Raw genomic sequence first — 23,865 nt, 5'->3', positions numbered from 1 at the left:
GAGCATTTGAGTTGAAATTCAGACTGATTTGGCTTATCAATTACTGGGATAATTGGGTTTTCAGGGACTTCCGTGATTTGATACCACAAAGTAATATACCGTTAAAAAAAGCGTTATATTTGATTGATCAAAGAAATATATGAATTTTGTAGAATGTCATGAAGAGCCCATCCATATTCCTGGGTATATACAAAGTTTTGGATACCTGATTGGCATTGATGCAGAATCCCGTTCCATCATTTTTTTCAGCAGGAATATTGCGGATATATTTGGAATCGAAAATGCGGAACAGCTTTTTGACAGTACTTTTATGGATTTTCCTGAAATCTTCGGGCCTGTTCTTGATTCGGATCTTTATATTTCTCTGAAGGACTTTACAAAAAGAGAGAACGAAACTCATTTTGATAAAGTATTCATCGGCGGAAAGGAGTACCATTTTTCTGCTTTCAGAAGTGGTAATCATATTTTTATGGAATTTGAGGCTGTGGTCAAAAATCTCAATAAACGTATTTCTAATAAGTATGACAATTTTTATGTCATAGATAATGAAAAAGAGCTGTGGGAGCAGTTATTGGGTACGCTTTCTAAAATTGTGAATTATGACCGGATGATGGTTTATAAATTTATGATGGACGGTTCCGGTAAAGTGATTGCAGAAAGAAGAAATGATCATATGGAGAGTTATCTCGGGCTTCATTATCCCGAGTCAGATATTCCGAGACAGGCGCGGGAGCTTTATTTAAAAAAGAGAAAGAGGATATTCAGCAATGTATATGCAGAAACGGTACCGATTGTAAGTAAAACTGAGGACAATATTGATCTTACTTTTGTGGCTTCGCGGGGAATGTCACCTGTTCACGGACAGTATATTAAAAATTCCGGTGCTTCTTCAAGTTTCAGCATATCTATTATTATTGATGATCACCTTTGGGGGCTGGTGACCTGCCAGAATTCAGAAGCTAAACATGTTGACCTTGAAGACAGGGTTCAGGCCGGAATTTTTACGGCTTTGGCTTCCAATGCCTATTCTTCATTTAAATCCAAGAATGCACTGAATTATCAGTTGGAACTGAATGAAAAATCCTCTCAGCTGAAAGCGGAGTTTTTAAAACATAATAATTTGTTTGATTCTCTTGCAGATAATAAAGGAAAGATCAGAAAACTGCCTGAAGCAGATGGTCTGGTTATTATTTCGGAGGGCAATACTGTAACCGTAGGAACGGTTCCTGAACGTGCAACGATTGATACTATTACCCATTGGGCTCTTGAGAATACCACAGAAAGTATTTTTGTGAGCAGAAGCTTCCTTAAAGATTATGGAAATGAACTGGAGCTGGATGAAAGTGCTGCAGGAATCATTATCTATTTTATTGAGAGAAGTAAAAAAGAAATGCTGATCTGGTTCCGCAAAGAGTTTGATGAACATATCGACTGGGCCGGAAATCCTGAAAAGAAAATTGAGGTATTAATGAAGGATGGGGAGGAAAAGCATATTGTTTCACCAAGAACTTCTTTTCATATTTTTACAGAAAACATTAAAGGAAATTCAAGAAGATGGAATTCCAGGGATATCAGCGCTGTACAGGCTGTCCGGGATGTGATACTGGAAACTTCACACAAACAATACAATGCGATCAAAGCACTGAATAATGAACTGAGTAAGTTAAATGAAGAGCTGGACAGTTTTTCATATACAATTTCACACGACCTCGGAACTCCTTTAACTGTAATGAAGCTGAATGCTCAGATGCTGCTTTCCAATTTTGAAAACACGGAAAAAAATAAAAATAAACTGACCTCTATTGTTGAAGAAATTGACAATATGGCGGAAATGATGCATGATGTACTTCAGCTAAGCCGGGCCAAACATAGTGAAATAGATCTGGAACGCCTGCATCCCCTGAATATGATTCAGAAAATATCGGAAAATGCAAAGATTACTTTCGATACTCCCAAAACTGTGGTTATTATTAAGGATTGCCCTGATGTGCTTGCTGATAAAACAATGCTGAATCAGGTCTTTTTGAATGTGATCAATAATGCGGTAAAATATAGCTCTCATCAGAATGAACCGAAAGTGGATATCTGGGGAAGTGAGGAAGGAGAAACTGTTGTATACAGGATTTCAGATAATGGTATTGGAATCCCTGAACAGGAAAAGCATAAAATGTTCAAGATCTTTAACAGGATGGATAATGCCAAAACATTCAAAGGAAATGGAGTAGGACTGTCTATTGTGCACAGGATTATGAAACGGATAGGAGGAAATGTGGATTACGAGAGCAATAAAGAGGGAACTTGTTTTATACTAACGTTTAAAAAACCGTAAATTTGGGAAACTTTAAAACCTAATTTATGGTATCAGAGTATCTTAAACAAAATACAGCGGAATATCACGATGCTGCGGAGAAACTTTTCAATTCTGAAAAAATTTTTAATAAAACTTTCACACTGGAGGATTACAAAAAGATCATCAATACAAATTACCTGATGCTTCTTCACAGTGAGGATAAAATATTCGGAAGTCTTTCTGATAAGTATTCGGAAAAACTTCAGCTTAATGACAGAAAGAAACTTTCCCTTATCGAAAAGGATCTTGAAAGTCTTTCCCTGGAAAACCAGGCTGCCTCTCACAACCTTGAGTTTGATAATGAGCATGAAGCTTTGGGTGCCATGTACGTAATCGAAGGTTCTACTTTAGGTGGAAATGTGATTGCCAAACAGCTTTCCAAAACAGAAGGTTTTGATGATGTAACTTTCAATTTCTTTGGTTGCTACCAGGAAAATACGGGACCGATGTGGAAAAATTTCAAAGAGGTTCTGGATACTGAAGTTACTGAGGAAAACTATAACGAGGTCCTGTCAGGAGCAAAAAAACTATATACGTTTTTACTGAACGTCAATTAATTTCATTCAACCCCAATTAAATTCCTGAAAAATTGCCCACATTTTCAGGAATTGTTAAATTTGGGCGTTTCAATTTTTAGACTGAACTAAAAAATAATTTTAAAAAAAGTATACAATATGAAAGTAACTGTAGTAGGTGCAGGCGCTGTAGGAGCAAGCTGTGCAGAGTACATCGCAATGAAAAACTTCTGTTCGGAAGTAGTTTTAGTAGACATTAAAGAAGGATTTGCTGAAGGTAAAGCAATGGATTTGATGCAAACTGCATCGCTTAACGGATTCGATACAAAAATTACCGGAACAACAGGAGATTACAGCAAAACTGCAGGTTCTCATGTAGCAGTAATCACTTCAGGGATTCCAAGAAAACCTGGAATGACAAGAGAAGAGCTTATCGGTATCAATGCAGGTATCGTGAAAGATGTTACTGCAAACTTGGTAAAACACTCTCCGGAAGTAATCATCATTGTGGTTTCTAACCCAATGGATACTATGGCTTATTTGGTACACAAAACCTCAGGTCTTCCTAAGCACAAAATCATCGGAATGGGTGGTGCGCTGGATTCTGCAAGATTCCAATACAGATTGGCTGAGGCATTGGAAAGCCCTATTTCTGACGTTAACGGAATGGTAATCGCGGCTCACAGTGATACAGGTATGCTTCCATTATTGAGCAAAGCGACAAGAAACGGTGTTCCGGTAACAGAATTCTTGAGCGATGAGCAACAAAAATATGTAATTGAAGAAACTAAAGTAGGAGGAGCTACACTTACTAAATTATTAGGAACTTCAGCTTGGTACGCACCAGGTGCAGCAGTTTCTGTAATGGTTCAGGCGATCGCTTGTGACCAGAAAAAAATGATCCCTTGTTCTTTAATGCTTGAAGGAGAATACGGACAGAATGATATTTGTCTTGGTGTTCCTGCAATTATCGGAGCAAACGGTGTAGAAAAAATCGTTAACGTAACACTTACAGCTGACGAACAATTGAAGTTTGCTGAAGCAGCTAATGCTGTGAGAGAGGTGAACGGAGATCTTAAGTTTTAATTAGATTTAAGCTTTATAAAAAACTCAGCGCGGCCGAAGGCCGCGCTGAGTTTTTTATAATATCAGAAAATATATTTTATGTTTTTTGCTATGATATCTGAGGCTTCGGGATTTTGAATAATAAAACAAGAGCCCAGATCTGAAGTATGGTCTGTATAATATTTAATATGCCCAAAACAGGATCAGATAATAAGTTAAAATAAAGGGATTGAAGTCCTGTCAATCCAATCAGAAAAGTGATAAGCAGAACATATTTTACCCATTCGGTTCCTTTTCCGGCCAGATAGCCCATTCCGAAGATAAAAGCTAAAGTGGCTGCAGCTACAGTGGTGGACAATGGTGAATTTAAAGATTCGTAGATCCAGATCATATTTCCTATACTTAAAGCTCCTGACAGATACATAAGATTTGCTGCTTTGATGTGATTGGGGTGTATAATCAATTCATTATGCTTTTGTATTGTAGAGACAGTAGAATGGATTCTTTCTTTTTCTTCAGGAGTGAATATTCTCCCTCTTGATTCAAGGATTTCAGAAGCATATTTAATGGCTTCAGGTATGAAACGGCTTTCAGGCTTTATATATTGCTCAAGTTCCCGGTCTGACATTTTTTCCAGGGCATTTTTATTGGCACTCATTGTAATATTTATAAAACTTCAAATTTAATGAAAGTATTTCATTTATTCCCATCTACAAAGGCCCAAACGGAATTCACAAACTCTCTGTTTTTCTCATAATACAAAAGATGTCCGCCATTAATAGAAACGACTTTCTGATCAGGGAACTGAAACGTTTTATAATGTTGTGTCCCAACAGCCTTGTCCTTTTTTCCTGTAATAATGAGTACAGGAACATGAATATCTTTTGTAATCGGTGCATGGTCAGTATAATACTCAGGAAAATCTTTAGGTTTTGAAATTACGGCCATTCCGAAATCTATAATCCTTGGATGAAGAGAATCTATTTTGTCCATCTCTTTGATAGTTTCAATATCCTCGGTAAGAAATTTATATCCGATTCTTTTCTTTCTTAATGAAGCACTGATTTTTGAAAGCTCTGAAGAAAGACTGTCTCCGGGAACAACTTTGCCGGGTTGGTTGAGGAGACTGTTTCCGTATTCTATCTGCTCTTTCAGTGATTCATCATTGAGAAAATGCAGGGTAATATTTACCAGAATAAGTCCTTTTGTATGCTGTGGATATTTTTTAGCATAATTCACTGCAATAATTCCTCCGAAAGAATGGGCAAGCAGAAAAATTTTATCAAGCTTTAAATGAAGCCTTAATTCCTCAATATCCTGAACCATTGCATCCAGGTGATAATTCTCCGATTTCCCGGATTCACCTGACCCACGCTGATCCATATAGATCATCTGCATATTTTTTTCAAGACTGCTGCCTCCTAAAAGCTCAAACGATGGATATCCCTGTCCCGGACCTCCCGGAACATAAATACAGGCTTCCCCTTTTCCCGAAACTTTATATTTGATCCTGACGTGATCAGAAGTTTCAAAAAAGTCTTCAATATTGCCAGTCTGAGCTGACACAGAAGTGACAGACAGAAAAAGAAAGATAAGAATTTGGATGGTCTTCATATCATAATAACAGTTGAGAGATATGGTTTATTACTTATAAAGTATATAAAAACAGACTCAATTGCTGAGCCTGCTGTGATATTGTATCAATTGTTGAAGAATGTTATAAGTCCCACAATGAAAACAGCCATATAGAGTATAAGGCTTTGGTATTTTTATTTTTAAGAATTTGTCTTAGGGTTTTCTTTCATAAATAACCGGAATATTGCACCAATAATAAATCCACTTAAGAGGCCTCCAATATGAGCAGCATTATCTATACCTCCGCCAAGTCCCATAATTAGATTAAATCCAATGAAAATTAGTGTACTTAAAAGAAATGCTTTTCCGAATTCCGGATGGAAAACTTTAAACACAATAAAGGATAAAAATAAACCGTATAATCCAAATATAGCTCCTGAGGCACCGACACTTATGGTATGATCATACCATAAAATACTTGTAATACTTGCAGTAATACCTGTCAATAGGTAAACAAGTAAAAAATATTTTCTTCCAAGCACAGGTTCTAAGAAAAGACCAACCAAGAAAAGCCCCAACATATTTGTCAGTAAATGCATAACACCACCAGATACAAAAATACAGGAAATAAGTCTCCACCATTGGCCATCTTTAACTAGCGGACCGTAATTTGCCCCCCAATATAAAAGATCCTGTCCTTTGAAAGAAAGAAATCCATAGCCCATCAAAAACATCAAAATGAATGTACCAATATTAATATATATTAAGATTAATGTTATAAAGTTACCTTCCTGTGGTATTAAAAGTTCAAGCATTTCACGGTTTTCTTTCTGTGCTTTTTTGTCAGGCTTTCCTTCCTTTATTCGTTTAAGTTCTCTTTGATTTGTTTTGGGACTCAATATCATAATCAACCAGATAACGGAACCTATTAAGATACAGGCAGTAAGCGTTTCAAGTTTATTGCCATTTCTTACTTCAAAAGGTTCATTAATTCCAACTAGAATTGACGGGTCAGAAAGAGTTTTAAAATATCTGTTATTTTTGATTGCTTGATTATAACCTGCTTTTTCATCTGAATTCCCTATCCGGTCCAAATAAATAAATTGGGTGATATTCTTGTTCTTGAAATCAATCTCACTTTGATCTACAAATTCATGGAATTTCTTTTCTTTCTCAGCCGGATCTAATCTATTGCTGATACTTTCTGAATATTTAATTCCTAGCCAGGCAGATGGTTTATGATTGATAGTATCTTCTGCTTTGTTAAAAATAGGAATAGATGCATAAACATATAATCCTAATTTATTATTGTTTTTACCTGTAGCCTCCACATCAAGATAAACACTTGTAAATTTTTTATCAATATAATGAGATTTTAAAGTATAATATTTTGCAACAGTAGTTTGATTTATTTCATCTATTGAATTCAATTTTCTGAGCTCTCCGGATGCTGTAATAAGTAAATTTTGTGCGATCATTAAAGGAACAAAAAAGATAATCCAGCATATTATTGAGTAAAAATCTGCCCAAGTTCCTTTTTCGGTTTTGAGTTTTAAAACTTTTAATTTAGGTCTGATGTAAAAAAAGGTAATGAGCCCTGCTAATGTTATTGGAATACCAAAAACAAGAAATATCTCTTTTATATTAAAAAATGAGAATTTAATAAAGAAGATCCAGTGTAAAAATGTATATCCTATTAATGAACCTAAAAGGGATAAAATGAAAGGTATAAAAAGTAGTTTTAACTTGTCTGACATTTAAAATGTTATAATTTTTTTCAAAGATAATATTTTAAAATATTTGTCTTAAATTGATAAAAAAAACTTCTCTTTAAAAGCTCAAGATATATTGTTTTTGTAGAGATTTTGCATTGTTATGAAATTGAAAATACATCAGAAAGATGTATTTCAATATAGATGAAAATCTGAATTACAGTAAAATATCAGCTAAAAGACTTTCTGAATTCCAGAGGAGAAAGATTGGTTTTACTCTTAAATAATTTACTGAACGACTGTGGGTGTTCAAAACCTAATTCATAAGCAATCTCACCTACCGACAATTGGGTAGTGGATAATTTTTCCTTTGCTTTCCCGATTAATTTTTCATGAATATGCTGCTGAGTATTCTGTCCGGTAAGAACTTTTAACAAACCAGTCAGATAGCTTGGAGAAACATTCAGTTGATCTGCAATATTTTGCACACTTGGAAGTCCCTTTGTAATAAGGTCTTCACTATCAAAATAATCGGCAAGTAGGACCTCTAAAGCATCAAGAACTTTATGGCTGGAAATTTTTCGGGTGATAAACTGGCGCTGATAAAAACGTTCTGAATAGTTGAGTAGAGTTTCAATTTGGGAAATAATAATGTTCTGACTGAATGCATCAATATTGGAGTGGTATTCCTGATGAATATTTTCAACAATATTACTGACTGTATTTTCCTCTTTTTCAGATAAAAATAAAGCTTCATTCACTGAATAATCAAAGTATTCATAATTTTTTATAGTTTTTGCCAAAGGAGTATGCCAGAGAAAATCGGGATGAATGAGCAGAATCCATCCCGTGTGTTTTGCAATCGAACCAGGATCCCTTTTAATACTGAAAACCTGTCCCGGTGCCATAAAAAACATGAAACCTTCATCAAAATCATATTGCTGCTGGCCATATTTTATTTTGGTGAGAGAAGTTCGTTTGACAGAAATAGAATAAAAATCCAGAATCCAGCTCAGTTCAGTTTCTTTTGAATCATCCTTAATAGTGCTGTAATCTACAACACTGATTAGAGGATGCTCAGGTTTTGCCAGGCCCCGGAACTGGTGAAATTCACTGATTGTTTTGATTCTGATAGGCTGTTTCATATCACAAAATTAATTATTATTGATGATAAGCTGTTGCAAATTCCTTTGCGAAATCTTTCAGTTTTACTTTTCCTAAAACCGGCTGGTTCAGATAATAATCTTCATATAAAACTCCATTTCCTCTTGCAGCATTCATTTCCACAAAACCTTTGGCTGTTTTCGGATTCATGCCTGTACCTGTCATACCAGTAAGAAGTTCTTCGTCAGAAACGGGAAGCCATTGAAGATCTGTTTTTCCTATAGCTTCTCCTAGTGTCCGGGCTATTTCGTCAGGTGAAATTTCTTCACTTGCAATATACCGGACTTCTCTTCCATTGAATGGCTTTTCAATCTCTTCGGCTATTGTACTTGCAATATCCAGTGGTGAAACCCAAGGTTCTTTTTGATTACCACCATAATTTTGAATGATCATGCCTTGTGATTTGATGGTAGGAATGAAGGAAAACATATTGTAATAAAATCCGACCGGACGCATAAACTTGATGGAGACATCTTCCTGAAGCTCATTCAGTATTTTTTCCACATTATAATGAAAAGTAAGAATTCCGTTTCCTTCACTCATATGCGCGCCAATGCTGCTTAAATGAATGATTTTTTTTACTCCCGATCTTTCAAAAGCTTCTTTGTAATTTCTTCCGATTTGGGTATTGGCTTCTATAAAATCAATGGTATGATCAAAGAAAACTCCGGCATTCAAGGCTTCCATAGCATATACAATATCTGCCCCTTTGAAGGTCTCTGCTAAAAAATCTACATTTTCCATAGATCCGATGGCAGCTTCTGCTCCTAATGCTTCAATTTCTGATTGTCTTTCGATATTACTGCTGATAACAGTTACAGAATGTCCATTGCTTATCAACTCTTTTGTCAGCGGTTTACTGATATTTCCCAATGAACCTGTTACGATAATTTTCATTTTGACTTGTTTTTGTTGTAGCAAAATTCTGCAATTATTAAAGGGCAGATGTAGCCGAATCTGCTTTTCTTGTAGTCAAATCTTATCTTAAAGGGAATAGTATGCATAAAAAAGAGCGGTAAAACCGCCCCTTATTTATCTGACAAAATTTTAAAAGAAACATCTCCACCTCTGGGTTTCATATTTTGTTAATTGCGAATATATAAAATATTTTAACACACTTATTGGTGTTTTAAAATATTTCTGAAAAAATGATATTTTAAATTCTGATCTCAATCAAAAAAGACATTTATTTTTTGAAGGCCTTTTTTTATGTTACCCGTAATTTCCTTTCCTGACGCATCAAACAGTCTGATATTTCCATTATATGCGGAAGGATTGTCAGTGTAGTTTTTTCTTGCATCCAGATACTGCATTTTGTTTTTGGCTTTTACGGTAGAAGCATAAGGAATAGGCTCAATGAGCTCTTCCGATTTCTGAATATCGGTAGCGTAAATTTCTATAGTCCTGCTTTTGTTATAAATTTCAAGGATCATTCCCGAAAGTCCTTTAAAGCGGAAAGGGCCTTCCGGTATAGCAATGTCCTCCGTATACCATGCAAAAAACTCGTTCCCGGTATCGGTTCTTGTTTTGGCGAGGCGGCATTTGAAGCCTTTTATTTCCTTAGTCTCATTCAGTACTTCCCATTTAAGCTCGGGCTCCTCAAAGCTGAAAATATATTTTCCCACCGGCATAAAAGCTGTTAATTTCCCATTAGCTTTATATATGCTACTGTTATTTCTGGGATATTTTGGAATGGCACCGAGAGCAGTTCTGATAACATCTGTGCCGCTATTTTCTTTTTTACCGGATAAAATACTGTAATATTCTTTCGCATCGCGGCTGAAATACACAGACTCGGAAGCATTACAAAGCAAAATAGCTTCATATTGTTGGATATTCTTTTTATTCAGACTGTCGGGAATCAGTTTGGTTTCATACCTGATTTCCATAACTGCCTTGCTGTTTTGAGAAAAAAAGGCAGTACTTAAAACCACAAAACAGTTTATCAGTAATTTTTTTATTATGTTCATACTTATAAATCTAATGTCATAAATATGGCAGTTTCTTCTATGTTTTCATACAGCCTGGTATTGAGACCTGTAATACTGAAGCCTAGTCTTCTATAAAACTGGATTGCCGGATAGTTGGTATTCTGCGTTTCAAGTTCAATGATTCTGCAACTCAAATTTCTGGCCTCCCGGACAGCATTTTTGATCAGTTGAGCTCCTGCTCCCTGTCTTCTCAGGTTCTCGCTGACCAGAATATTCTCAATATAGAAGCTGTTATTCCATGTTCTGTGTTCACAAATAATCCAGCCGAATAATTTATCTCCTTCAAACACTCCGAAAGAATGTCCTTTTTGGATAATTCCATTAAGATCTTCAATATCTTCTGAACTGGTTTTCCAGGTCTTGGTATAGGGAATGGCTTTTTCTTTTAATACAAATTCAAAAGAACCGGAAAATTCGACAGCAGAAATGGCAAGTATTTTATCAGTAGTATAACCGTTAGCTCCCCAGTTCAGACTAGGATTTTCAGTCAGTTTTTCTAATTTTTTTATTTCCATGAAAGTTTGGAATATGATTTTATTTTGATTGAGCTTTATACAGATTTTTAGAAGGAAATATTCATGATAGGATGAATATAAGGAAATTTATGTACTGATTTGATTGTTATGAGGCAGGTATTTTTTTTCCAAAATTTTAAATGAATGATTAATCCAAATTTAAATAAAATTTCACACTCCAAAACTTTCAAAACCCTTAAATTTGTGGCAACAAAAATTTACTAGATGCTTAGGAAAATTTCAATTGCGGCAGCGGCTTTATTGTCCGTAATTACAATCAATGCTCAGAAGAACAAAAATTCTCAATTAGAAAGACCCAAATTAGTCGTAGGATTAGTGGTAGACCAGATGAGGTGGGATTATCTGTACCGTTTTTATGGCAAATACGGGAATGATGGTTTCAAAAGACTTCTGAATACCGGATATTCTTTAAATAATGTTCATATCAACTATGTTCCTACTATTACGGCTTTGGGACATACCTGCATCTACACAGGTTCCGTACCTGCAATTCACGGTATTGCAGGAAATGATTGGACAGATAAAGAAACCGGAAAGAATGTGTATTGTACGGCGGATGAAAATGTTCAGCCTGTAGGAACAACCAATGCAAAAACAGGAAGTCACTCTCCAAAAAATCTTTGGTCTACAACTGTAACGGATGAATTAAGACTCGCTACCAACTTTCAGGGAAAAGTAATCGGGGTTTCATTAAAAGACCGTGCATCTATTCTTCCTGCCGGACATACTCCCAATGGAGCTTTCTGGTTTGATGACAGTACCGGAAATTTTATTACCAGTACCTGGTATATGAATGACCTGCCTCAGTGGGTAAAATCTTTCAATTCACAGAATCTGCCTGAAAAATTAGTAGCTAACGGATGGAATACTTTGCTTCCGATCAATCAATATACAGAGAGTTCACCGGATAATTCTTCTTGGGAAGGGTTACTGGGAAGTGCAAAAACACCTGTTTTTCCTTACAGCAATTTAGCTCAGGACTACCAGAGCAAAAAAGATAATATCCGTTATACACCTTTCGGAAATACGCTGACGCTGAAATTAGCGGAAGCTTCTGTGGAAGGCGAGAAACTGGGAGGCGACCAGATTACCGACTTTTTAGCAATCAATCTGGCTTCTACAGACTATGCAGGGCATAAATTTGGTCCGAATTCTATTGAAGTGGAAGATGTTTATCTAAGACTTGATCAGGATCTTGCTGAGTTTTTCAATTATCTGGATTCAAAAGTAGGAAAAGGGGAGTACACTGTTTTCCTTTCTGCTGACCACGGTGGAGCTCATTCAGTAGGTTTCCTGAAAGAACATAAAATTGCTACAGGGTTTTTTGGAGACGGAATGGAAAAAGATATTAACCAGAAGCTGAAAGATAAATTCGGAGTTGATAAACTGATCAATGCAGTAGACAATTATCAAATTTATTTTGACAGAAAGCTGATGCAGGATAACAAAATAGAACTGGATGATCTGAGAGATTTCACGATCAAAGAACTCCAGAAAGATCCTACCGTTTTATATGCTGTATCTGTGGATGAAGTTCAGGAAGCAACTATTCCGGAGCCGATCAAACAGAGAATCATCAACGGAATCAACAGACAGAGAAGTGGTGATATCCAGTTAATTTCTCATGATTCAATGCTTCCAACCTATGCTAAGACTGGAACTACGCACAGTGTATGGAATTCTTATGATTCACATATTCCTCTGATCTTCATGGGATGGGGAATCCAGAAAGGAGAAAGCAATAAAGCTTATAATATGACCGATATTGCTCCTACCGTTTCATCATTACTGAAAATTCAGTTCCCAAGCGGAAACGTAGGAAATCCGATCACAGAAGTTATTGGAAAATAAAAATTACAAAAAAGCATTCCTTTTAGGAATGCTTTTTTTATTACTCGTTACTTATCATTCATCATTCATCATTCATCATTCATCATTCATGATCTGATAAGCCTCTGAATTTTCTTCCTGTATTCTAAATTTTGTTTCCTTATCTTTAAAATCAGATGGATAAAGAAAGCAATAATAAGGATGCCAATGCCTGTAATAATCCCCGTGAGATAATGGTAATGAGTTTTTATCTGGCTGCTTCTCTTAAGGGTTTCAAGATTATGATCATTGATGGAATGATTGATAGAGCTTAGCTCGTTCTGTTCCCTCTGAAAACGCATTTCAAAATACTTTTTACTGTAATTCTGATAAAGGTTTGGTTTTCCCAGGGCCAGGTAATTTTCAGACATTTCTTTGTAAATCCCTTCATTGAGGATAAGATCGCCGGTATTTTTGCTGAGATCTTCAGCTTTGATCAATAATTGAAGAGCAGTTTCATTTTCCTTCTTTTGTTTATACATTTCAGCCATTCCTTTCAAAGCAAATGCTTCAAGGCTTTTCGCCTTATTTTCCCGGGCATAGTTGGCGGACCGGATGAATGCCTGATGGGCTTTTTCAGATTGACCAAGGTTAAGATAGCAGTAGGCAATATTATAATAAACCACGCTCATGTTAGAATAAGTAGTCTGTGTATTTTTTATCTTTTCAAAATTTTGAATGGAGATTAGAAACTTTTCAAGGGCAATTTCAGGATTCGACTGGCTTTTATAGATCATTCCCCGGATGGCGTAACTTCTTGCTGTTTCAATATGCTTTTCAGGCAGATCATCCGGCAGTTTCGCCAGAAGCAGATCCGTTTCGTTAAGAGTTTCGAGACTTTTGCTGAAAAGTTCCATCTGCTGGTACTGTATGGCTGCAGAAATCAGTACACTGGTGCGGACTTTCAGGTCATTGGTTTTTTGAGCCGTTTCTTTAGCTTTTAAAAGATAGAGTAAGGATTGGTCAAAATCCCTTTTTGCAATATTGGCGGTAGAAAGCAACTGATAAATACTGATCTGCTTATGGATATCCTGTTCTTTTGTCAGAAGATTTTTTCCGATTCTGATGGCATTATCCGGATTGTCATAAATTTCAAGGCGGGCTTCCTTCATCAGAGAGTCAAAAGTAATTTTCTGTCCTGAGACCGAAATCTGAAGAAACAGAAGAATTGCGGAAATGATTTTTAATACAACTTTCATAATGTTCTGTTTTTACTGATTTTCTGAATATAAACATTTGGTGACATCCCGGTTACGGATTTAAAGACAGTTGTAAAGGCGCTGTGTGAAGAAAACCCTGAATATTCTGCCAGATAGCTTACCTTATAATTTAGATAGGCAGGATCTGTTTTCAATAGACGTGCAATATGGTTGATTCTTAATTCATTAATATAACCGTTAAAATTTTTCCCTTTGCTGCTGTTGATTACCTCGGAAAGATATTTTGTATTCACACCCATTTGTGAAGACAGCATGGAAAGAGTCATGCTTTTGTCGAGATAACGCTGTTGTTTTTCCCAGTCTTCCAGCTTCTGAAGGATTTCATCTTCCTTTTCTTTGGAAATTTTATTCGGATCTTTTTCAAGAGGTTTAATGGCCGCAGCTGTTTCTTTTGGAATATTCTGTGAGGCTAATTCCTGTTTTTTCTGTTTTTCAAAAAATTCAGACTGTTTTTTAAGGTCTTTATGACTGCTTTTTAGAAAAAGAAAGTAAGCCAGAAGTCCAATGATAATGATCAGGAAGCCTGCAGAAATCAAGCCTGTCTTTTTCAGCTGTTTCTGCTTCTGAAACTCCAGATTATTATTCTGATTGGTTTCCACAAGCTTTACAATATACCGGATGCCTTCCTTGGTATTTGAATCTATTTTGGTCCGGAGTTCAGTATAAAGTTTGTTGTACTGATGATATTTTTCATCATTGCGGAGTGCAAAATAATTTTTAGACAGAGATTCATAAATCTTTATCTTTAAACTGTTATAGGGAATATTTTCTATTTTTAAAAGTCCTTTTTCAAGAACTCCGGCGGCAGTGCTATAATCTTCTTTTAAAAAATAATACCGTGAAAGGTTTTCATAAGCCAATGCCTGAAGAAAATGATAATCTTTACTTTTTTCTGCCATTACAGCAGTAGTTTCCAGAATGATTTTGGCCTCCTCCAGTTTATTTTGTTTCATTAAAAAGGAAGCTCTGAAAATTCTGTTCTCTATTTTTAAAATGTGGTTTTCCTGATTATTAAAACTGAGATAATGATCACTTTTGATGAGGTTTTTCAAAGCATCATCATAATTCCTGTTAATGCCGGAATTAAGAGCCTGGAGCTGGTAAAGTTTACCTGTAATTACATTTATCTCCGGATTATCACCTTTTAATAATTTATAATCTGCTAAAAGGCTTGAAATAATCTGTTGGGACTGGTTGTAAAGGTCCAGATTCTGATACTGGTCAGCAAGATTATAATCACCTGCGATCTGCAGGAAATAAGACAGCTTTTCCTTTTCCCGGGAATCTTCTTTCTGGCTGTAGATATTAACGGACTGCACATAATCTCCTTTCATAGCATAAGCCTGGGAAATGATATTCTGCAGTACAATCCTGTGTTCCGGATTCTGATCACTGATGAGCAGGCTTTGGGAGTAGTTGATACATTCATCAGGATTCTGATATAATTTCTGAAAAGCTTTGTCAGCCAGAATACTGAAATCGGGTCCCGACTGTCCTTTGATAAAAACTGAACACAGAATAATGAACAGAAATTTGATGTTTTTACCCAAAGTGTTTTGGTAAAACAGTGATTTTTTTTTGTTTTTTCTTACAGCTTCGTTATGATCTGTCCTCAAAATAGATTTTTGTTATAGGGTTGTATTTTAATGATTTATATTTTTTACTCTTTTGAATTTCACGAATTGTGTAAGTCAAAGTCTTTTTAAAAGGTAAATATAATATTAATATTGTTTAAGCCAATTCAAAATATTAAACTTAAGTAATTATGAAAAAGATTTACAAAATTTCAATGAAAGCTTTATATACTTGCTTTCTGTTTGGGTTTGCAATAACCAATGCCCAGCTCACAGTAATGGCATTGGGAAATTATACAGTAGGCGGTATTTCTGATGGTGGAATTGTCAGCATGCACACAAGTGCCGGTCAGATCTATAAGTGGGATGAGCTCAATGGTTTGGTTCAAATAGGCTCTATATCCAACGGATATCCCGCGGCTGGAAGAACGCTGATCACTGCCGACGGAACTAAAATAGGTTCTTCCACCACTAATACCGTAACCGGTTTTAATGAAATTTCAACTTACAGCAATGCCTCATCGTCATGGAGTAATCATGGCGGATTGGTTCCTACCGGTTGGGACGGCCACGTAAGTTCTACCTGGGGAATGACTCCGGATGGAAATACCATTGTAGGACTGGGTTGGCTTACCGCGGGAACGGCTCACGCTGTAAAATGGAATGCTGCAACAGGAGTAACCGATCTTGGAAGCATTGTTCCCAACAGAAGCTCAAGAGCCAATGCCATTAATTCTGATGGTTCAGTAATTGTCGGTTGGCAGGATCAGGATACGGGATACAGAAGCGGTGCCAAATGGGTAAACGGGGTAGAAAGTTTTATTACAGACAATAACGGTGATTACGTAGGTGAAGCAGGAGATGTTTCTGCTGACGGAAGTACAATCATAGGTTCTGCAATGCCAAATCCATACGTATGGAACAGTGTTAGCGGCCTTACATACATAACCCATCCAAATTCCTCAGCCTTCTTCAGAGGCGGAGCTACCGGAATTTCTGCCGACGGTAAAAAAGTAGTCGGGTTTTTCAGACCTTTCGGGGGGCCTCCGATGTCCGGAGAAGGCTTTATATGGACAGCAGCAGGGGGACGTATCAACCTGAATGATTATGCTGTAAGTATGGGGATCAATACCCAAGGAGTTAGTATGGGGCTTCCTCTGGCTATTTCAGAGGACGGAAAGCTGATTGCAGGGGTAGGAACCAATGCGTCCAATCAGATGGTTGCATTCTATCTGGATCTTTCGAAAGTACAGCTTTCTACTAATGAAAGTACAAAACACAACAATACGATATCCGTTTATCCAAATCCTGTAAAAGATGTTCTTTATATCAAAGGCATCAGCAAGATTGATAGAGTGGAAATATACAATATGGTCGGTCAGAAAGTAAAAACAGACAGTGCTGTAGAAAGCAGGGTAGATGTTTCTTCTTTATCAAAAGGAGATTATATTCTGCAGATTTTCGTGAAGGGGGAAGCTTCACAAAGTTTTAAATTTATCAGACAGTAAAAATAAAATTAGAAACACTTAGAAGACTTGACCAAAAAACTCGCAGAATTTCTGCGAGTTTTGTTTTTATGAATTGAAATTATTCTTCGTCCTCAATTTGATCCTCATCTTCTTCATCCTCGTACTGCTCAAGGTAATAGGAAAAGCTGAAATCTTCTGTTTCATCTTCCGCATCTTCAAGAGTTGTAAGAAGATCTTCAAAAATTTCAAGCTGGTCTACCGTCATATTAACGAACTCAATGTGAAGTGGCAGTTCCAGTTCTCCTGTAATGACATCGGACAGCGCATCAAGATTATCTCCGAAATATTCAGGAAGGGTAATTTTTTCCTTTAATTGAGCGTAGAAATCTTCATAATCGCCGATGTCTGTAAAATCGATATATATTGTCTTCATATAGAATTAAATTTCCAGTTTTTATTGATCAAAAATGTTTTGCACTTGTTACAGAAATCTGTTTCCTCATCAGTAGGATTTCCGCCTTCTGCATCCCTCATAAAACATGTTTTTTCAGGACAGTGTTTCAGTCCTTGTGTATGGCCTAGTTCATGAATGGCTATTTTAAAGAACTGCTCATCAGTATTATTTTTGTTAAGCCTGAATTGAGAAGCTACACATGCTCTTCCGGGTCTGTAACCCAATCCCATGATTCCGTAGTCTTTTATTTTTCCTTTGGTGACGCTAATGTCTTTTGAAGTCAGTCCAATAGTTACAAAACCTTCTTTTGTCCTGTCATCCAGAAATTTAATGATAGAATCTGCTCTATAACGGTTCCTGTCTTTGTAGTAAGCATTTTTTGGAAGATCAATTGCATCAAGAATTTTTACATTCGGATAAATCTTCTTTATATCTTCCGCTGTTTCAGTTACATTTTCAGAGCTAAAATCTTTGAATGGCTGAATCAATATGGTTATGGGTTTACTGCTTTTTATAGATTGCGGTTGTTTTTCTGAACATGAAAATGCTAAGAATAACGTTCCTGTAAAAGCATAAAAACTACTGCTTTTCAAAACTCTTGTAATGGTTTTTAGTCAGGTAAACATCACCGTTCCGGGTAAAAATGATCCGGTCTGCATTTCTGTTTCCGCAGCTGTAATTAACATCGGCTTCATAATACTTTTCACCTTGGGGAAGTTGACTTTCCCGGTTTCCGAACTTATCACCACCAATCGCTCTGCCCGGTAATACTTCACAGAGATTTCCTTTTGAAGCATTCCAGCCTAGTTTTCTTGCTTCATTTTTAGTAATATAATAATCGGGAAGCCTGTGGTTCTGCTTCACATAATTAATGACCGTTTTCTCTTCTGTCAGTTGATCAATAGACTGTGAGGAAGAATTTTCATTAGTACTTTGAGAGCCCGGAGAAGCACTTCCATAACTGGTAGTTTCTGTTTTTACAGTCTCTGTATGCCCTTTTTTGTCCGCAATGAAATTATTGTAGATATACATCACAGACATTCCGAAAAGGAGTCCCAGACAAATAAAAAATACTGACCTTATTTTACCGTTCATATATAAAATTATTAAAACTGATCATTTCTCCATTCCTCGGGAATATCACAAACCGGGATAGGATCTATTTTATGTTTTGCTGCTTTGTGCATTCTATCGAAAATTAAAAACACCTCTTTATCGCGCCCCTCATAATTATCTGCAGTTTTGGTTCCGTATTCCTTCTGAATCTTTTCCAATTCAGGATAAGTAGCCCCGATTTGCTGTTCATCCGTTCTGTCTACATCCCAAAGTCCGTCTGTAGGAATTGCTTCCTGAATATTTTTAACCAGATTTAAAGCTCTTGCAAGTGCATATACTTCTGTTTTGTATAGATCTGCGATAGGGGAAACATCTACACCGCCGTCACCGTATTTTGTATAAAACCCGATTCCGAAATCTTCCACTTTATTTCCTGTTCCGCACACCAGAAGACCGTTGATCTGGCCGTAATAATATAAGGTAAGCATTCTGAGGCGTGCTCGTGTATTGGCAAAAGCAAGCTTTTCATTAGGATAAAGATCATCCTTAACATCAAATGTTTTGTAAAGTTCCTCAAAAGCAGGGGTAAGATTTACGGATATAGTTTCTACATTGGGAAACTTAGATTTCAGATCATTCATATGCTCCCACGCACGGTTTACCTGATCTTCTTTCTGACGTATCGGCATTTCAATCAGAAGTGTTTTTAATCCTGTCATGGCTGCCAGAGTTGAAACTACACCGGAATCCACACCTCCGGAAACACCTATTACGTATCCTTTTACATTAGCTTTTACAGCATAATCCTTTAACCAGCTTACAATATGATCTATTACTTTTTGAGTCTGCATTATTTATTTTTTTAGTCTATTCCAAATTCTTCAGGGTATTTTACTACGCCTTTTACATTTTTTAATCCGTCTTTTATCAGTTCTGCTGCCATTCCATTAACCTCCGGAATTTCAAACGGAAAAGTGATTCCAAAATTACTGGTTTTTTCGTAACCAAACTTAGGATAATAATTTTCATGCCCGATTAGAATAACCGAGCTGTAACCTAATTCTTTAGCAATTGAATGTCCATACAGGATAAGCTGTCCTCCGATTCCCTGATTCTGAAATTCAGGACGTACAGAAACAGGAGCCAGAGCCAGCGATTCGAAAGTTTCAGAACCGTTTTCTATCTTAAGTTTTGTAAACAGGATATGGCCGGCAATCTCACCGCTTTCAGTTTCGGCAACAAGAGAAAGTTCAGGAATGAAAGCATCAGATTTCCTTAATTTTTCCACAAGGAAATGTTCCTGATGGTCGCTGTGTTCCATATTTCTGAAAGCTTCTTCCGTAAGGGCGAATACTTTTTTATGATCTTTTTCCTCTTCCTGTCTTATCGTCAGCATGCTATTGAAGATATTTTTCACGCGTGAGTTCATACCAGTTACAAATTCCGTCAGGTTCTGTGAATTCACCTGTTTTTTCAAAGCCTAATTTCTTTAAAATATGATTGGAGCCTTCATTTCCGGAATGGGCATGTGCATAGATTATATCTGCTTTCATATCATGAAAACCCAGTTTCAGAGATGCTTTTGCAGCTTCCAGTGCATAACCTTTTCCCCATGATTCAGGTAAATAACGGTATCCAAGATCAAGCACATTTTTATAACCGTTGACAGCCTCCGTAAGCAGTTTAAGGCCGCTCCAGCCAATCAGAAGTCCGGTTTCCTTTTCAATTACCGCAAGCCTTCCTGTGCCATTTTCTTCATATTGTTTCTGAATCATTTTGATGACACCCAATGATTCACTTTGTTCCTTAAGTACCGGAACACCTATATATTTCATTACTTCCGGATTGGAATCCAGTAAAAACATACGTTCAACGTCTGTTTCTTCAAGTTTTCTTAAAATTAGTCTTTCTGTTTCTAGTCTCATGGTATTGGTTATTGTTCAGCCCCAAAAATGGTAACATCAGTTTTCATTCCTTTCTTAATATCTGACTCCTTCATTTTATTTCCACCTATATTCAAAGTTTGAAGGCCCGGGTTTCCGGAAATATCAAGTTTCTGAATCTTATTGTGTTCAACATTTAATTTTCTTAAATTTTTGAGCAGAGTGACATCAATTGTTTTTAATTGATTTAAAGATATGGTTAATTGGTCGATTCTTGGAGTTCCCTTTAACGAAATATTCTCCAAAAGATTATTGTCAAGATACAGGGAAGCTAAATTTTTAAGACCTTCTGCTTTGAAAGAAGATATCTTACATCCGGTACAGGAAAACAGTTCGAGACTGGGCAAACCTGTAACAGACACATTCGATATTGCGTTATCATCAAGTACAATCATCTTAGCATTGCTGAAAAGCAGCATATCATCAGCTGATGTGATGCCTTTCTGAACCAGAAACAGATTGGTAACCATATCTGCCTCCAGTTTTTCCAGTGAGCCGTTTTTGTTAAGATCAAAATTTTCAAGAACAGCTTTTTCAAAATTCTGGTCCTTAAAATTAAGTTTTTGGGCACAGAAAAGAGAAAATCCTGAAATAATAAGGCCTAGTGTTGTAAATATTTTAATTTTCATCATCGGTTGTGTTTTTAATCCTTATTTTTGTACACATTAATTTCATGTAAAAATAATGAAGATTTTTAGAATTATTGCCCTTTCTTCTATTTTAGTTCTCTCTTTGGATTCCTGCAAAAAAGAATCTGGAAACCAGTGGAAGGTAGAAGTGAAAGCTCCTGCTGAAAAAGTTGAATTGACGGATATTTCCAAAGAATTCTATAATCAGAACATTCCTTTGGATCAGTTTAAAGCTAAATTTCCATGGTTTCAGGGAACGGTTTCCGATGCGGATTTTAGCAAAAGGAGAGCTGATGCAGAAGAAATCAAGATCTATAAAGAAGCTGCCGGTAAAATAGATCAGGCAAAACTTCAGAACGAACTTCAGGATTTATTTTCTCACATCAGATTTTATTTTCCACAATTTAAAAGCCCGAAAGTTTACCTTTTTTCATCGGCATTGCAGATGGTTCAGGATCCTATTTTCTATGATTCAAAAGGGAATCTTCTTTTTATAGACATTACCGGATTTATGGGTGATGGTAATGCAAATTACAAGGGACTTGAACTGTATTTCCAGAAATCAATGAATCCGCAGAACATTGTTCCAAAAGTTTCCCAGATTTTTGCAGAAAGCATTGTAACCGAATCCCCGGACCACCAGAAATTCATTGATCAAGTGATTCTGAACGGAAAAATCATGATACTTCAGGATGCATTCCTTCCTGATACACCAGATTATCTGAAAATGAGTTATACCCAAAAACAATATGACTGGGCTGTAGCGAATGAAGCCAACATCTGGAATTATTTTGTAGAAAGCAACCTTATTTTCGGTGATGATCCAAGGCTGGTGGAACGTTTTATTTCTCCCGGACCATTCTCTAAATTTTATACAGAAATTGATAACGAATCTTCCCCTCAGATCGGAATTTTTACCGGATGGCAGATTTGCAAAGCCTATTTCAGACAAAAGCCGGAAACCAAGCTGGTGGATTTTTTAAAGCTTGATGCTACCAAGATCTTCAATGAAGCAGTGTATAAACCTAAAACACCGTAATAGTTAAAATAAATGATAACCTTCAACGTAATTTGGAGGTTATTTTTTTAATTTAATACCCTCTTTACTGATGAAGATAACTTCCCAGAAATTTTAGATAAGCTGTAAGAAGTATTAACTTTGCGGAAAAATTTTAGATTGATATGAGAAAAACTCAGATTACAATAGATGTAGAGCTGGATGAGAACCACATTCCCGAAAATATTACATGGAATGCTCAGGACGGTGGTGTGGAAAAGGAGGAGACAAAAGCTACAATGATCTCGGTTTGGGATGACAAAGCAATGGAAGCTTTAAGAATTGATCTCTGGACAAAAGAAATGCCGGTAGATCAGATGAAAATGTTTATCCACCAGATTTTAGTATCTTTAGGAAATACATACCAGAGAGCAACTGGAGAAGAAGATGTTGCACAGTGGCTTGAAGAGATTGCAGAAGAATTTGCTGTAAAATCTGCGATAAGAATGTAAAACCGCCGCACCAATCACAAAATACTTTCAAAGAGCCTTGATTTTTTAGGACAGGCTTATTAAAAATAAAAATATTATGAACTTTAATACAAAAGTAATTCACGGAGGGCAGCATCACGAGTCTGCAACAGGTTCTGTAAATGTTCCTGTATTTTTAACGTCTACATTTGCACAGAAAAGCCCGGGAGTACATTCCGGATATGAATATTCAAGAGCAGCCAATCCTACAAGACAGGCCTTGGAAGATTCTTTGGCAAGCATTGAAAATGGAGCGAGAGGTCTTGCTTTCGGTTCCGGACTTGCAGCTATCGACTGTGTTTTAAAATTACTGAACCCTGGAGATGAGGTAATAGCTGTAGATGATCTTTACGGAGGTACTTACAGAATGTTTACAAGACTTTTTGAAAAATATCAGCTGAAATTTACATTCGTGAATTTTGATGATGTTTCTAAAATTGCTGATGTTATTACAGACAAAACCAAACTGATCTGGGTAGAAACTCCAACCAACCCTTTGATGAAACTGGTAGATATCAAAGCCGTAGTTGAAATAGCAAAAGGAAAAGATATTCTGGTTGCCGTAGATAATACTTTTGCGACACCATACATCCAGAGACCTATTGATCTCGGAGCCGATATTGTAATGCATTCCGCTACAAAATATTTGGGCGGACATTCCGATGTTATTGCAGGAGCATTAATTGCAAAAGATGCTGAGTTGGGAGAAAAACTTCACTTTATCCAGTTTGCAAGCGGTGGTATTCTAGGACCTCACGATTCTTATCTTGTTTTAAGAGGAATCAAAACACTGGCATTAAGAATGCAGCGCCATTCAGATAACGGACTTGCTGTAGCAAAATATCTTGAAACTCATCCGGCAGTTGATAAAGTGATTTATCCGGGACTGGAATCCCATCCTCAATACGAACTTGCCAAATCTCAGATGAAAGAATCAGGAGGAATGGTTTCCTTCACTTTCAAATCAGGGAAGAAAGAAGATGCTGTTAAATTCCTTGAGAAAGTAAGAGTTTTCACTTTGGCAGAATCTTTAGGCGGGGTGGAATCTTTAGCAAATCATCCTGCATTGATGACACACGCTTCTATTCCGGCAGATAAACGTGAAGAGCTAGGTATTACAGACGATTTGGTTCGTTTAAGCGTTGGTATTGAAGATGCAGAAGATCTTATTGCAGATCTTGAAAAAGCCTTTTCTTAACCGATTAAAATAAATTAT

Annotated in this window: 24 protein-coding genes; 8 read left to right on the top strand and 16 right to left on the bottom strand. The window is 36.5% G+C overall.

Annotated elements, in window-relative coordinates; all coding sequences use genetic code 11:
- The first annotated feature begins 139 nt into the window (after window positions 1-139).
- From ACQWU4_RS06095 to ACQWU4_RS06085, 3 genes are all read left to right on the top strand, one after another.
- The gene (locus ACQWU4_RS06095) at window positions 140-2,329 is read left to right on the top strand and encodes an ATP-binding protein (RefSeq protein ID WP_429934884.1); all 2,190 of its coding nucleotides are present in this window, start codon (window positions 140-142) and stop codon (window positions 2,327-2,329) included.
- Between the two features lie 26 nt (window positions 2,330-2,355).
- Complete coding sequence (locus ACQWU4_RS06090) at window positions 2,356-2,907, top strand: biliverdin-producing heme oxygenase (protein ID WP_429934883.1); 552 nt, start codon at window positions 2,356-2,358, stop codon at window positions 2,905-2,907.
- Window positions 2,908-3,024: 117 nt separating this feature from the next.
- Window positions 3,025-3,951, top strand: coding sequence for a malate dehydrogenase (locus ACQWU4_RS06085; RefSeq protein ID WP_034745431.1), 927 nt, complete (start codon window positions 3,025-3,027; stop codon window positions 3,949-3,951).
- Between the two features lie 88 nt (window positions 3,952-4,039).
- Here the strand turns inward: ACQWU4_RS06085 and ACQWU4_RS06080 are convergent, their stop codons facing one another.
- From ACQWU4_RS06080 to ACQWU4_RS06050, 7 genes are all read right to left on the bottom strand, one after another.
- On the bottom strand, window positions 4,040-4,588 hold the full coding sequence (locus ACQWU4_RS06080) for a hypothetical protein (protein ID WP_429934882.1): 549 nt from the start codon (window positions 4,586-4,588) through the stop codon (window positions 4,040-4,042).
- Window positions 4,589-4,626: 38 nt separating this feature from the next.
- Complete coding sequence (locus ACQWU4_RS06075; protein ID WP_429934881.1) at window positions 4,627-5,544, bottom strand: alpha/beta fold hydrolase; 918 nt, start codon at window positions 5,542-5,544, stop codon at window positions 4,627-4,629.
- A gap of 161 nt (window positions 5,545-5,705) precedes the next feature.
- Window positions 5,706-7,262, bottom strand: a complete 1,557-nt coding sequence (locus tag ACQWU4_RS06070; protein WP_429934880.1) for a rhomboid family intramembrane serine protease — start codon at window positions 7,260-7,262, stop codon at window positions 5,706-5,708.
- Window positions 7,263-7,447: 185 nt separating this feature from the next.
- A complete protein-coding gene (locus tag ACQWU4_RS06065; protein ID WP_429934879.1) occupies window positions 7,448-8,362 on the bottom strand; it encodes a helix-turn-helix domain-containing protein in 915 nt (304 codons plus the stop codon).
- A 16-nt stretch (window positions 8,363-8,378) separates the two neighbouring features.
- Window positions 8,379-9,278: an NAD(P)H-binding protein gene (locus ACQWU4_RS06060; RefSeq protein WP_429934878.1), complete on the bottom strand. Its 900-nt coding sequence runs from the start codon at window positions 9,276-9,278 to the stop codon at window positions 8,379-8,381.
- Between the two features lie 272 nt (window positions 9,279-9,550).
- Window positions 9,551-10,351, bottom strand: coding sequence for a GLPGLI family protein (locus ACQWU4_RS06055; protein WP_429934877.1), 801 nt, complete (start codon window positions 10,349-10,351; stop codon window positions 9,551-9,553).
- Window positions 10,352-10,353: 2 nt separating this feature from the next.
- Window positions 10,354-10,887: a GNAT family N-acetyltransferase gene (locus ACQWU4_RS06050; RefSeq protein WP_429934876.1), complete on the bottom strand. Its 534-nt coding sequence runs from the start codon at window positions 10,885-10,887 to the stop codon at window positions 10,354-10,356.
- A 225-nt stretch (window positions 10,888-11,112) separates the two neighbouring features.
- On the opposite strand from ACQWU4_RS06050, the gene pafA reads away from it, so the two are divergent.
- Window positions 11,113-12,759: an alkaline phosphatase PafA gene (pafA, locus tag ACQWU4_RS06045; protein WP_429934875.1), complete on the top strand. Its 1,647-nt coding sequence runs from the start codon at window positions 11,113-11,115 to the stop codon at window positions 12,757-12,759.
- An 86-nt stretch (window positions 12,760-12,845) separates the two neighbouring features.
- Here the strand turns inward: pafA and ACQWU4_RS06040 are convergent, their stop codons facing one another.
- Both ACQWU4_RS06040 and ACQWU4_RS06035 read right to left on the bottom strand, forming a co-directional pair.
- A complete protein-coding gene (locus ACQWU4_RS06040) occupies window positions 12,846-13,976 on the bottom strand; it encodes a hypothetical protein (protein ID WP_429934874.1) in 1,131 nt (376 codons plus the stop codon).
- Complete coding sequence (locus ACQWU4_RS06035; protein ID WP_429934873.1) at window positions 13,973-15,613, bottom strand: helix-turn-helix domain-containing protein; 1,641 nt, start codon at window positions 15,611-15,613, stop codon at window positions 13,973-13,975. The genes ACQWU4_RS06040 and ACQWU4_RS06035 overlap by 4 nt, the downstream gene beginning before the upstream one ends.
- A gap of 149 nt (window positions 15,614-15,762) precedes the next feature.
- Here ACQWU4_RS06035 and ACQWU4_RS06030 point away from each other — a divergent pair, with 149 nt between their 5' ends.
- Complete coding sequence (locus ACQWU4_RS06030) at window positions 15,763-17,079, top strand: T9SS type A sorting domain-containing protein (RefSeq protein ID WP_429934872.1); 1,317 nt, start codon at window positions 15,763-15,765, stop codon at window positions 17,077-17,079.
- Window positions 17,080-17,158: 79 nt separating this feature from the next.
- Here the strand turns inward: ACQWU4_RS06030 and ACQWU4_RS06025 are convergent, their stop codons facing one another.
- From ACQWU4_RS06025 to ACQWU4_RS05995, 7 genes are read right to left on the bottom strand one after another with little or no spacing between them, the layout of a single operon-like run.
- Entirely contained in the window at window positions 17,159-17,473 is a 315-nt protein-coding gene (locus tag ACQWU4_RS06025; protein ID WP_429934871.1) for a barstar family protein, read from the bottom strand.
- Complete coding sequence (locus ACQWU4_RS06020; RefSeq protein ID WP_429934870.1) at window positions 17,470-18,087, bottom strand: matrixin family metalloprotease; 618 nt, start codon at window positions 18,085-18,087, stop codon at window positions 17,470-17,472. The genes ACQWU4_RS06025 and ACQWU4_RS06020 overlap by 4 nt, the downstream gene beginning before the upstream one ends.
- Window positions 18,074-18,589, bottom strand: a complete 516-nt coding sequence (locus ACQWU4_RS06015) for a ribonuclease domain-containing protein (RefSeq protein WP_429934869.1) — start codon at window positions 18,587-18,589, stop codon at window positions 18,074-18,076. The genes ACQWU4_RS06020 and ACQWU4_RS06015 overlap by 14 nt, the downstream gene beginning before the upstream one ends.
- An 11-nt stretch (window positions 18,590-18,600) precedes the next feature.
- Window positions 18,601-19,401, bottom strand: coding sequence for an NAD(+) synthase (nadE, locus tag ACQWU4_RS06010; RefSeq protein ID WP_429934868.1), 801 nt, complete (start codon window positions 19,399-19,401; stop codon window positions 18,601-18,603).
- An 11-nt stretch (window positions 19,402-19,412) separates the two neighbouring features.
- Window positions 19,413-19,946 carry a GNAT family N-acetyltransferase gene (locus tag ACQWU4_RS06005; RefSeq protein ID WP_429934867.1) on the bottom strand — a complete coding sequence of 178 codons (534 nt, stop codon included), beginning with the start codon at window positions 19,944-19,946 and terminating at the stop codon, window positions 19,413-19,415.
- Between the two features lies 1 nt (window position 19,947).
- Window positions 19,948-20,475: a GNAT family N-acetyltransferase gene (locus ACQWU4_RS06000; protein WP_429934866.1), complete on the bottom strand. Its 528-nt coding sequence runs from the start codon at window positions 20,473-20,475 to the stop codon at window positions 19,948-19,950.
- Between the two features lie 8 nt (window positions 20,476-20,483).
- Window positions 20,484-21,125 (bottom strand): leucine-rich repeat domain-containing protein, encoded by a 642-nt coding sequence (locus ACQWU4_RS05995; protein WP_429934865.1) that lies wholly within the window; start codon window positions 21,123-21,125, stop codon window positions 20,484-20,486.
- A gap of 52 nt (window positions 21,126-21,177) precedes the next feature.
- On the opposite strand from ACQWU4_RS05995, the gene ACQWU4_RS05990 reads away from it, so the two are divergent.
- The 3 genes from ACQWU4_RS05990 to ACQWU4_RS05980 all read left to right on the top strand — a co-directional run bounded on the left by ACQWU4_RS05990 (window position 21,178) and on the right by ACQWU4_RS05980 (window position 23,847).
- Entirely contained in the window at window positions 21,178-22,161 is a 984-nt protein-coding gene (locus tag ACQWU4_RS05990; protein WP_429934864.1) for a gliding motility protein GldB, read from the top strand.
- A gap of 143 nt (window positions 22,162-22,304) precedes the next feature.
- Window positions 22,305-22,631 carry a gliding motility protein GldC gene (gene gldC, locus ACQWU4_RS05985; RefSeq protein WP_429934863.1) on the top strand — a complete coding sequence of 109 codons (327 nt, stop codon included), beginning with the start codon at window positions 22,305-22,307 and terminating at the stop codon, window positions 22,629-22,631.
- A gap of 73 nt (window positions 22,632-22,704) precedes the next feature.
- A complete protein-coding gene (locus ACQWU4_RS05980; RefSeq protein ID WP_429935079.1) occupies window positions 22,705-23,847 on the top strand; it encodes a cystathionine gamma-synthase in 1,143 nt (380 codons plus the stop codon).
- Window positions 23,848-23,865: the final 18 nt, after the last annotated feature.

This window comes from Chryseobacterium sp. MIQD13 (assembly GCF_050496705.1).
Lineage (GTDB): Bacteria > Bacteroidota > Bacteroidia > Flavobacteriales > Weeksellaceae > Chryseobacterium.
Note: the sequence above shows the minus strand (reverse complement) of the source record. Positions and strands in the feature narration are given on the sequence as shown.